This is a genomic window from Vibrio sp. 10N.261.51.F11 (genome assembly GCF_041471665.1).
GTDB classification, from domain to species: Bacteria; Pseudomonadota; Gammaproteobacteria; order Enterobacterales; family Vibrionaceae; genus Vibrio; species Vibrio crassostreae_C.
The window spans coordinates 43,810-55,440 of the sequence record NZ_JBFROW010000057.1 but is presented as its reverse complement, the minus strand read 5'-3'; the positions used below and the strand labels follow the sequence as shown (position 1 = coordinate 55,440).

The window sequence follows — 11,631 nt, the reverse complement described above, 5'->3', positions numbered from 1 at the left end:
CTTAAGTGAACGGCATTAGAGCATCAGCTCCCCTTTTTTATTTGTCAGTATCGGCACCTTAACCATACGTAACTTTGTGTTCAGCACAAAAGTCTACAAAGCAATATCCTCTTGCTCCATCTTGAATGAACATTGGATCTCGTATTGGTTGAATGAGAAAACACTTCCACCATGGGTTCGCTTGGTTGTGACTGTCTCATCACCAAATTGAATCGTCACTCGGGTATACACTTTTTCGTGTACCTCTACAGTGCATTCAGCAAGGTTGGTTGCAAACTCCGCTTCGAGTGTATCTAGCTGCGACTTTGTGTTTTCTATTGCGAGGTTATTCTTCTCACGTTGCTGCTCTATTTCTAGGGCTTGCTCTTCGCTTCTCTCTGCTTTCGGGCGCTTCTTAAATTCTAACTCTTGGCGAATCACACCCATGGTTTGCTCTTGAGTGTATTTATAAGTTTCCTTCAGCTCAGCTATCTTTTGGCGGTAACCATCGTAGCGCGCAAAACCATGTACCTTAGTTGCGGTGTCTCCCTCAACACCTAAGAAGACACATTCTACTTTTCCGCCAACTTTGGCTTCACCACCGCTTAGCGTGCCGTGTTTTTTCAAGCTGTCCATCACGATAAGGTTGTTACCACAGCGAATGTCGTTACTCATACTGTGCACACCAAGTCGAAGGTCATTGGCCGTTTGTAGCTCGGCATTCTGTGCGTAGCTTGCTGTGATAGAGCCTTTACTGAATACCTTACAACTTTTTGGCTCACCCTCTTTGGTCGTGTGGCCGATAATGCCTTTGGCGACTTTGATATCCCCCTGAGCTTGCACTTCGGCCGATTCGATAAAGCCACCAACCGTAACACTTCCGGTCGCCTTGACGATCATCCCCGGCTCGATGTTGCCAGAGACAAAGACATTACCTTTAAATTTAACGTGCCCAGTTGAGACATCGACGTTGCTGACACATAAGGCGTCATCCACTTCGATGGTTCGGTCTTTAATGATGGGCAATCCAGGGTGTGAGGCGAGTAGTAAATTGGGATCTTCAGGGGAGATGTAAGTGCCCTTTCCAGGCTTGATTAAACTGTCTTGTCCAGGAAGCGGTGGGATAATTCGGCCTTGAACGGTAAAGCCAGCGATGCCTTTGGTAGCGGGGGTTCGTTTCATTAAGTGATCATTTTGACCGACGGTAATGGTTTGTCCCAAGTCTCGCATATCAATCTTGCCTTCGTCTTTACTGCGAGGCTTCAATACTTGACGAGTAATATCTTCAACCAAAGCGGCAAACTTAGCGTCTTTACCTTTTACTGGTTGTGTCCCTTTAGCGGCTGGCTGAGTAAACTTTTCGCCGGGCTTAAGTTTGCTACTCATCATCAGAACTTTTCTGAGCGCTAACTTATTTATTCCTTTTGTTATTTGAGCTTGAGATAAACAATGAATGATGTCGCTGCCACGCAGTGGGTGTCCATTGTAGGGACCAGTGACCACGAGGCTCGCCAACATCTCATCATCAGACAGTTCGACCGCAACAGTGGCATTTCGAACTTCGGCAATCAAGATTCCTTCATAAGCTTCACCCTTACCTTCTTTAGCAAGAGTAACGAAACGCAACACCTCTTCTTCGAAAAGAAAATAGTTTGATGCATTCAAAGCTTCCAAGGTTGGTGGCAGCGTCTTGTTATCAAAGCTTGCGTCAACCACAGTCCCGGTTGGCAGACATGCCATTACTTGTTGCTTGTCTTCCGACAATGTAACGATGTTATCCCACATTCGAATTGAGTATCCCTAATGACTCAGTTGTTATTCAGTCTATATAATTCATTCTGCGCTGAGTATCACATTATTAGAATAATCAGCGTCACATCACTTACTTTCGATTCTGCAAACATGACTCATAAATAAGACTTACACATTTTATGATCTGCTTCGCCTTTACAAATACATAGGAAAATTTTTTCAGAATATTTCGTGCGATTGAATGTCGATTCGATATTGGTGCAAGATAGTAAAGGCGAATAGCTTTAGAAGATTAAAGGCTGTAGTGGTGAGATGAAACAGAAGTGATGTAACAGATAATCAGGGTAAAAACGGATTTTCAATATGGAGCTTCAGTTTACAGTGTAAATCCAAGATTCTAATTTACACTGTAAATCTAATTTGTAGCGGTCAGTCTATTTAAATGATGGCTAGCCTATTTACACTGTAAATTTGCTAGCAAAACATCGACATCTTTACGAAACTGAATCTCTGCTTGTTTTCGACCAACAAGATTAAACTGTTCGACACAAGTCCCCCACTCTTTCTGCTGAACAACCTTTGCGATGAGTAAGTCAGAAATACCTATGTTTCGATCGTTGCTGAGTAGAATCAAGTTCAGTACGCTGAAGCTGATCGCATCATAACTGTTGCCACCGTTCACGTGATTTCTAACTAACTGAGTTTCAAACTCGCTAACAGTGTGAACACTCTTTGGCAGCAGCGCTCGTACCATATCGGTTTCAAGTGAAACCAAAGAACCTGAAACAAGAAAACAGTAGCTACGCTCGAAGTGATTTTGAACTTGGCTTATCCAGCCTTGAGAGTTTGAGTTAAGCGCCTTAACCATCAGAACCGAGTGACAGCCACTGGCCTGATCTCGCTGGTGGCCGATGTGCACAGCTTCAAATTCACTACCACGCCAAAAAGAAATCAATTCGCTGGTCGCGCCAAAACTTGTCGCCAGATAATCTGCTTGGCTGGTTTGCTGTGATAACTGAGCCAACATCCAACGGCCAATACCCAAACCTTGATGACGCGCTGAAACAGCAATGCGCATCACTCGAAGGCAACGACTGCTCGCCGCATGAGTACAGCCAAGTTGGTTTGCCAGTAATACTGGAGCAAGGTGACCTTGAGGCCTGCGTTTTCCAAGTTGAATTTGAGTAATCAACTCGCTGTCCAAACCACCCTCTTCCGTCACCAACATACAACCTAAACATTCACCTTGCTGCCAAGCGGCGTATAAACGGATTGCTGGATTGTTGAGAAACTGCATTAAGTCATTAGGCGAGGTCTGATAGTGCGCATCCACAAGAAGAGAAAAACATTGTTGTAGCTGCTCAGGATTAGCCAAGCATTCTGCTTTTGATAACTCGACTAAGTTTAATTTTTTGATTGCGTCAGCAGAAAAGCCATCGAGTTCATCAACCGCCGATTCAGTGACTGATGCGTCATTACCAAGTAGAAAGCAATCAAACAACCAATCCTCTAGCGGATCTTTGTTATTCCAACGAATCGGTTGTTCGAGCTTAAAGCCTTTCCACCCCGGACGATGCTCAGAAAGCCAAGACTCAAACTTAATACCGAACCCTCGCCCACTGCCTTCGTAACCATGTACCGTGGTTGAAAAGACCATACGGTGATAGATGTCGACCATGGATTTAAGCATCGGAATTGAAATTGCAGCTGCTTCGTCAACCAATAACAGATCGCAATCAGGCTTAGATTTAAGTAATTCATCTGTTGCGACGAATCTTAAACTGCCACCTTGATGACGAATGTGAGTAGCGTTTACCACTTCGCAAGATTCCAACCCTTGGCTAGCATGGGAAAATACCGGCTCTACCGCTTTCACTGAAGGTGCGGTAACAACAATATTAAACCCGTGACGCTCAACTAACAGCTGCGCAGCGGCAATACCCAATGTCGAACTTTTACCACGCCCTCTATCCGCAGTGAGAATCAAAGGACGTTTACGGTGTCCAGACACCACTTTTTTGACTAATTCAACAGCCGTGTTTTGCTGTTCAAATTTATCCAATCCGTTTTGGGCGCTTTGCATCTGAGGAAGAACGTGAGTTGCTTGAACTACATCGCAGGCTTCATTGTGTTGTGAAACAGACATCAGTTTATCGAAATGACGTTTTAACCAACGTTGGCCAAAGCTTTCACTATCTTCAGAGGCATTAACTTTTGGCGGCAACACCAACAACAACCCACCACCAACTAACGAACCCAACGCGGCACTAAAACCATTCGCATCGAACTGCTCTCTAAAATCACAAACAAGAACTTGGCACTCACGACCAAGCAGTTGTTGGCCTTTTTTTACTGGAGCATGAATCACACCTTCAAATGGCGTACCGCCAACCTGGAAGATGCTCGGAGTGTTTGAATCTTGAAGGAAGGTAAAAACAGCAGAGTTTTGCCAATAAAAATCGCCATCAAAGACCACGCCGTAACGGTGATCGTTATGCTGAGCAATATTAGAAAGTGTATGTAGAAAAGTGTTGGTTGGGTTTGTCATAGTTAGCGTCCAGATTCATCTAAACACAGTTTATCACAGCCAAATAAAAAGCCGCATTAAGCGGCTTTAGAGGAGTAATGAAAAGTCGTCGACTTAGTCGAGCTTCGATTGAACGAAGGCGAGGATTTCTTCCATTGTTGCATCATCAACTTTCTTAAGGTTCAACGCCAAGTTTGAACCCTTACGGCTGTATGATGCGCGGCCCTTAATAAGCTCAACTTTTGGAGAAGCTTTCTTCGCTGGCGCTGGCGCCAATTCAAGAATCCAACCTTCCAATGTTTCGGTCACGTCTTTGGTTAGACGAGTTACGCCTTGAGCTTCGCTACGCTGCCATACGAAACCTTCAGAAGCATCACACTTAGTCAGCAGTGTTTGCTGCTGTTCACTCGTCAATCCACCAAACTGCTTGTGCAGTTTAACAATAGTTGGACGACCAAGGTCGCTCACATTTGGGTAAGCTTGTAGCAATTCAAGTGGTAGAGCAGCTGCTTTCAATGCACCACTCACTAAAGCTTCACTGCACTGGAACATTTTCGCCAGTGCTTTCTGATCTTCAGCTTCGCCTTTATCCAGCTTCGCTTGCATCTCTTTGCCCTTCTCGTAAAGAGAAAGCGGTTTATGAGCGTTAGCTACGTCTGATAGGAACTTAGCGTGTTCGCCGTTAATGTTTTCAGCAACATAGATTAGGAACTCTTTGTCAGCCAAAATACATGACATACGACGACGGCTACCATCAAGAACTTCAATCTTGCCGTCTTTGTTCTTACGACCAACTGCAGGGTATTGCTGACCACGTTCTTTCAATGTTGTAAGAACATCAGAAAGCGCGTGCTCGTTTAAGAAAGATTGTTCACGAGCGTTCTCTTCAAAAACAACCGTTCGAGTTGCCACTTCAGCCGCAGGAATTCGAACCAATTCAAATGAAACCAGATCTTCGCCAGCAACAGAAAGCTCGATCACTTGAGCCTGTTCTTTTGCCGCTGTTTGCGCTTCTTGTGGTGTTGCTACGCGACGTTTGTTTGCTTTACCAAATAGCTTTGCATTTAAGTCAGATGTTTTAATTGCCATTGTTGTTATCCCTGATTAAGTGAAGGCCAGTTGCTATGTAATACGCGCTCTAATTCTAGAGCACTTTTTTGTACTGCGTCTTGAGCAACAGCTAGAGTTTTCTTACCGCCCTCAAAGTCGCTCACCGTTAGATCGAAAACCGTGCTGTAAGTGTCGGCACAGGTTTCAAAAGCACGGCTTCTTGGAATGGTTGCCATCATTACTTGGTCATTCAACAGGTAGTTCATTTCAGTCAGAACTGACACCTGTTTCTTGTTATCGTCTTCAAACATAGTTGGCATTAGACGAACAAATTCGAGCCCTTTCCAGTCATCCGGGAACATTTCGTAAACCGTTGGTAAGTGCTGGAAGAAGTTAACCGTTGAAGCCCAATCCAAACGCTTAGCTGCACATGGAATCAGAAGTGCGTTCGACGCGTACATTGCATTCCATACTAGAGGGTCAACGTGCGGGCCGGTATCAATCATAATCACATCGAAATCATCGGCGATTTTGTCGATAAGCTTCTCTTTTAACAGACGAACAATATCAAGTGACTGATCTTGTGAAAGGCTTTGCCACGCTTCAGCGTTAAACATCGCATCTTCTGGGAAAGCAGAAATTGTCTTCAGGTTTGGATACTGAGTTGGCAATAGTACGTTCTTACGAAGAAACTCTAGATCGACATCTTGGCCTTCAGGCACATTGTCCAACATGATATCGACGGCAGAATAGATGCTGTCGTGCTCTGCCCCACTAATTTGTGGATTTAGGAACAGACGCAAAGAGCCCTGTGGGTCCAAGTCAATCAGACAGATACGGTAGCGCTTATCCAAATTCAGAGACAAACAAGCGGCTAAATGAACCGCTGTCATTGATTTACCCGTACCACCCTTCTGGTTTTGTACGTTGATAATCCATGGCTTATTGTCAGCGTGCTGCTTACGTTCATGGAACTTTGGCACTTCTGCCGCGTCCATCAGCATGTGAGCTTCTGTCAATGAAATCGAGTAATGATTGGCGTTGTTCTTTGTAAACTGATGGCCATCAGCTTCAAGTTTAGTGATCGCTTCATCGAGTTTACGACGCGTTAAACCAGAACGAGTCTCCATCATAGCTTTAGACATTGGAGGGAAATGTTCATCACTTCGCTCTTCCAAAATAATCTCAATTCGGTCAGCCTGAACTTGTTGAGTTTGTTCGGCTAGCTGATAGAGCTTATCAATCGTTTGTTCTCTTTTCATTGCCAGTTTCCGTAATGATTAACTAAGTACAAATTGTACAGCGATTAACAACAAACACAACAAAAACATGAACATACATTTATGAGTGAAATCACATAAAATAGACCGCGTTTTTACAATTTGATGAAACATCGCCTTAGACAAACACAAAAATCACCGCTTTTATCATGCATAACCATGTTATTTCTAACCTACATTTTAAATGTTACAGCATCACTTATTTACAATGTAAATGGAATTTCAGCGAAAAACCTTCGGAACGATTGAAATACAACCGTAGATTACGGTTGGTGTGATTTGCATTCGAATTTATAGATTTTCAATACAATAAAAATTAAAAAACGCTCAATGAACAATAAGATTCAAAACAGAAGAGAAGATGGGGTGTCAAAAAACGACAAAGGATTGGAGTTCAACCGGAAGAATGATCATGGAACACATCCAGTATAAGATAATTAATAACGCCAAATTATGAAGCATGATCAAGGCGTAAACTGAGCAATATTGATCCGAGCAACTGAACATTGGAAATGATCAATTTCCGGAAAAATGATCAAGTAAACATCGTTCCGGAAGCATGCAATTTATGAGCTAAGTTACGGACAAATGCTTTTGGAATGGGGATTCAACACCAATAAGGGCTCAATGATTGAAAATTCAATCGACACAGACCGAGAATACACAAACATGACAATTTCATGATCATGCTTCCTAGTTAAGACCCACCAGCGCTAAATACATCAAAGCAATCCATTTCCAGCGGATACAGACTAAATTTTGCACTCAATAGGGTAGGAACGATAAAAAAGTATGCTCTCTTGATCATTGTTCCGATAGATCGGCCGCCACAAGTGTCCACTTAGACAAGTCAAAAGCGACTTAGAAACCGATGTTGAATTCCGATCTGTGGATAAGCTGTATAAGTATAATGATCATGCTTTCGAACCAATAATGATCATGCTTACAATGACTTAATGATCATCGTTCTGATGTTCTGTGATCATGCTTTCTTAAGTTTAATGATCATAGTTTCGGAACCTTTATGATCATGCTTTCCAAGGCGATTTATTTTAATGCTTTAAATTCAGCCACTTATAAGCAAAGTCACGTCCAGATCATTAGATCACTTAATCATTTAAGATCATATTAATCAAAAAGATCAGTTATTTAAAAGCCAATAAATTCTCTTTATTTATGATCATTCTTTCTTTATCATTCAGGAACTATAGTGAAATTACGGTTAGTGTGATACGGATCAAAAATGAAACCAGAAGAGAAATTGTTAATTAAGGCACGAAGCCACAAAGATGGTCATTTATTTGAGGTATCTGAAACAGCCGTTGAATGGATAGAACAATATCAACACTTCAAAGGTGTCACCAAAAGCATAGTTGAGCTTCTTAACCTAATTTCACTTCGTGGGTTTAGCAGTAAAGACGGGTACGTTTCCACCACTGAGATTATTGAATCAACCGATGGTCAAGTCACTCGCGCAGCCTTACAGCAAAGGCTGAGAGCTGCAGTTAATATCGGATTGTTCAAACAAATCCCCGTTCGCTTTGAAGAAGGCCTTGCTGGTAAAACCATGTTGCATCGCTTTGTGAACCCAAACCAATTGATATCGGTGCTGGGTGCCACCAGCTTAGTGACAGAAAGCGTGAAGCAAAATGAAAAGCAAAAGCGCTCTAAAGCCCTAGCTCAAACCAAAGTAAACAAGCGCTTACTGAATGAACATGGGTTGAATACCCCACCAACGATGAAAGATGAAGCGGATCAATTCATTGTTTCGCCAACCAATTGGGCGGGGATTATTGATCAAGCGTTAGCGCCACCTAGAACTCGTAAGAGCTACCAGAAATCCATGGTTTCGATCTCTGGCACTCGCGCTGTAATCGAGACACGATCTTCTAAAAATATCATGACCGTTGACGATCTGATGACGCTATTCGCGTTATTCACTCTCACCGTTCAATATCATGATCATCACCAAGATGATTACCACCTAGACGCGAAACACACGCCGAACAAAACACCACTCTACATCACTGATATTTTGTCTTTACGTGGCAAGAAAGACAGCGGCCCTGCACGTGATTCGATCCGCGACAGTATTGATCGTATCGAATTCACGGATTTCCAACTGCATGAGCTTACAGGTCGCTGGCTTAGTGAGAACATGCCAGAAGGCTTTAAGAGTGATCGTTTCCGATTCTTAGCTAGAACCATTACAGCATCGGAAGAAGCGCCTACAGAGGGCTCTGACGGCGAAATTCGCATTAAACCGAACCTATACATCCTGGTTTGGGAACCTTCGTTCTACGAAGAGCTGCTGACGCGTGACTATTTCTTCCTATTTCCGCCAGAAATCCTGAAGCAACATACCTTGGTTTTCCAAGTGTATTCGTACTTTAGAAGCCGCATGGCACGTCGCCATTCAGATAGCATGTTGCTCAGTGAGCTCAACCAGAAATTGGCGCGTAACATCGATTGGCGTCGTTTCTCGATGGATCTGATCCGCGAGCTCAGAAAGCTGGGTGAAGTCGGGGATCAAGAAGATACCTTCCTGGTTAATCTATGGGGTTATCACTTGACGATCACCGCGTTGATCGAAAAAGGGAAAACGACTGATTATCAGGTAGATATCAAATGTAATGTGGAAGAGGTCTTACGTTACTCAAGAGCGCGTACCACTAACGCGGGTAAGCGTAATATGGCACCAACGCTGCCGAACCCACTTCGTAACGAAATGGTGTCTAAGCAGAAACTGGAAGAGCTGTCTGAGATTATCGATGGTGAGTTTGAACCCATTCAGCGTAAAGCACCGTCGCCAAGAGGCAAATTGGGACGTCGAGTTAAGCAGCGTAAACACTCTGTTGAGATCAACGCTGACGAGATCATGATTACTCTCTCTAAATATACCTCTGCAGAGGCTCTAGAACGCAGCATAACGGCTTTATCTGCTATGACAGGGCACTCACATGCCTCAATCAAAGAAGAGTGCTCAGAGCTCATTGAGAAGCTTGATTGGTTGAGAGTAGGGGAGGACGTTATCCCATACGAAACACTGAGTCGCTTGATTGAGCTATATAACGACCGAGATAGCACCAGCAATCGACATCTGTCCATTGAACGTTTGATCTCTGGTTTAGCGGTGCGTCGTAAAGTGTGTAAACAAGTTCATGAAGGTCATTTAGACGAAAACGTGTTCCTTGCGCTCGATGAAATGGCGATTGGCCACTAGTCATTATCCTATCGCGATAAGCCTGTTTTACCGTCGCTGAATGGATAGTTTTGAACACATTAGGTGCTGATTAAAATCGCACCTAACGCTGACAAAGTGATGACAAAGTAGCGCATCTAGTTGATTATTATTTATCCCGAATAGACAACCTTTGTCCTTTCTTGTGATTAATAGATTGGCTCATATTTTGTTACATCATACTGAATAGATTTTTGCGAGTTCCCAAGGGACTCGCTTTTTTTTGCCTAAAATTCAGTCAATCATTAAAATTCAATAGCTTACAGAGTTAAACGCGGAAGCATGATCAAGGCTCGATCATGCTTTCTACGGATCTAGCTCTGGTGAGATTCTGATTTGATGCTTGATCGAGAAGGGCTTGATCAGTGGAGATGGCGTTGAATAATTCCTTGATCATCGTTTCGGGGATGGGTTGCCATAAAGCGTACATGCGACTCGATCAATTTTTCAGACTCTGCTTTCCAACGTGGTTCTTGCTGTTGGTTCGTAAACTCCAAAGCCAATACACACAAGTGTTGTAGCCGCTGTGTACACCACTCTTGCAATCCTGCTTCTGATTTTGGGTCACATGACACCGCTTGCAGCTTACTGTAGGCAAACATTAGGTATTGGTAGGCTTTATCTTGATGGCTTGAGCTGTTGGCCTCCTGCGAAGCCAAGTCCGGATTCGATGAATCCGCGAGGTGGCGATAGAAAGTAAAGATTCTCAGGCATCCGTCTAGCCAACATGCGATGCCTTTGTTCTGCTCATCCGTGATCAATGGCCCCCAGAGCGCATCTGGAGGCGTTAAGATCAAAGGTTCTAACCGGTCCACTTGATCATGCTTTCGGTCTTTGTACCAATCTCCGATCCGCTCTAACCAAGTGTCTAGTTCATTCATGCAACGTTATCCCACTGTTTTACAAAGTGATTATCAGAAACTTGTTTGATTTCATGCTGTATTTCACTGCTCTGCTCTCGAATACGATCAGCGTCTATTGAATAGTTTGGCTCATTTTTGACGAGTTCGCCAAATGGCAGATCGGGATCTGGTACCGCAGAGATCAACAACTTAGTGTACGGGTGTTGTGGATTGGTCAAGATCGACTGGGTTGATCCCCACTCGACGATCTGCCCTTTGTACATCACCGCCGTCTCTTCAGCGATGTAATGTGCCGTGGCAAGGTCGTGGGTTATGTACAAAAAGCCTATGCCTAACTCTTTCTTCATTTTTTGCATCAAGTTCAACACGCCAAGTCGAATCGAAACGTCCAACATCGAGGTGGGTTCGTCAGCAAGAATAACCTCAGCGTCAACGGCCAGTGCTCTGGCTAGGTTAACCCTCTGTCTTTGGCCCCCACTGAGCTCGTGCGGGTATTTGGCTAGCGTTTCGATGGGTAACTCCACCAGAGTTAATAACTCTTTGAGGCGCTCTGTGAGAGCCTGTTTAGTGGCTACCTGTTTATGGATCTTAAGTGGGCGCGTTAAATGGTGATCAATAGTGTGAGTGGGATTGAGTGAACCAAAGGGGTCTTGAAACACCATTTGCACACGGCTGCGATAATCCAAGATATCTTTACGGCTTTTCAGCGTAGAGATGTCTCTGCCTTTGAACAGTATCTCTCCCTCTGTCGCAGGGTAAACCTTGGTCATCAATCGTGCGCAGGTGCTTTTCCCGCAGCCAGATTCTCCGGCTAAGCCGAAAATCTCGCCTTAGCCTATGTGAAAGCTAACGGATTTGATTGCATTGAAAGAGGGGAAAATGAGAGTTGGATCAAACCACATTTCTTATGGGGAATCTTTTAAATATAATTGCAGAAAA

The 11,631-nt window shown here is 43.7% G+C and carries 6 protein-coding genes and 1 pseudogene; 1 reads left to right on the top strand and 6 read right to left on the bottom strand.

What is annotated here, in order from left to right; all coding sequences use genetic code 11:
• Positions 1-93 precede the first annotated feature (93 nt).
• The 4 genes from AB4351_RS17285 to AB4351_RS17270 all read right to left on the bottom strand — a co-directional run bounded on the left by AB4351_RS17285 (position 94) and on the right by AB4351_RS17270 (position 6,570).
• Positions 94-1,764 (bottom strand): DUF342 domain-containing protein, encoded by a 1,671-nt coding sequence (locus AB4351_RS17285; protein WP_017071245.1) that lies wholly within the window; start codon positions 1,762-1,764, stop codon positions 94-96.
• A 421-nt stretch (positions 1,765-2,185) separates the two neighbouring features.
• A complete protein-coding gene (locus tag AB4351_RS17280) occupies positions 2,186-4,279 on the bottom strand; it encodes a GNAT family N-acetyltransferase (RefSeq protein ID WP_372126706.1) in 2,094 nt (697 codons plus the stop codon).
• Positions 4,280-4,372: 93 nt separating this feature from the next.
• Positions 4,373-5,347 carry a ParB/RepB/Spo0J family partition protein gene (locus tag AB4351_RS17275; protein ID WP_017065141.1) on the bottom strand — a complete coding sequence of 325 codons (975 nt, stop codon included), beginning with the start codon at positions 5,345-5,347 and terminating at the stop codon, positions 4,373-4,375.
• 5 nt (positions 5,348-5,352) lie between these two features.
• On the bottom strand, positions 5,353-6,570 hold the full coding sequence (locus tag AB4351_RS17270) for a ParA family protein (RefSeq protein WP_017061213.1): 1,218 nt from the start codon (positions 6,568-6,570) through the stop codon (positions 5,353-5,355).
• 1,261 nt (positions 6,571-7,831) lie between these two features.
• Between AB4351_RS17270 and AB4351_RS17265 the strand changes: the two genes are divergently transcribed.
• Positions 7,832-9,811 carry a replication initiator protein RctB domain-containing protein gene (locus tag AB4351_RS17265; protein ID WP_017061215.1) on the top strand — a complete coding sequence of 660 codons (1,980 nt, stop codon included), beginning with the start codon at positions 7,832-7,834 and terminating at the stop codon, positions 9,809-9,811.
• 380 nt (positions 9,812-10,191) lie between these two features.
• On the opposite strand, the gene AB4351_RS17260 is transcribed toward AB4351_RS17265, so the two are convergent.
• Both AB4351_RS17260 and AB4351_RS17255 read right to left on the bottom strand, forming a co-directional pair.
• A complete protein-coding gene (locus AB4351_RS17260; RefSeq protein WP_372126705.1) occupies positions 10,192-10,710 on the bottom strand; it encodes a transcriptional regulator in 519 nt (172 codons plus the stop codon).
• A pseudogene (locus AB4351_RS17255) lies at positions 10,707-11,561 on the bottom strand (ABC transporter ATP-binding protein); the annotation flags it as partial. The pseudogene AB4351_RS17255 and the gene AB4351_RS17260, both read right to left, overlap by 4 nt.
• Between the last annotated feature and the right edge of the window lie 70 nt (positions 11,562-11,631).

Coding starts and splice junctions, on each gene's coding strand:
- AB4351_RS17285 (WP_017071245.1), bottom strand. CDS start 1,764: ATGTGGGATAACATCGTTACATTGTCGGAAGACAAGCAACAAGTAATG.
- AB4351_RS17280 (WP_372126706.1), bottom strand. CDS start 4,279: ATGACAAACCCAACCAACACTTTTCTACATACACTTTCTAATATTGCT.
- AB4351_RS17275 (WP_017065141.1), bottom strand. CDS start 5,347: ATGGCAATTAAAACATCTGACTTAAATGCAAAGCTATTTGGTAAAGCA.
- AB4351_RS17270 (WP_017061213.1), bottom strand. CDS start 6,570: ATGAAAAGAGAACAAACGATTGATAAGCTCTATCAGCTAGCCGAACAA.
- AB4351_RS17265 (WP_017061215.1), top strand. CDS start 7,832: ATGAAACCAGAAGAGAAATTGTTAATTAAGGCACGAAGCCACAAAGAT.
- AB4351_RS17260 (WP_372126705.1), bottom strand. CDS start 10,710: ATGAATGAACTAGACACTTGGTTAGAGCGGATCGGAGATTGGTACAAA.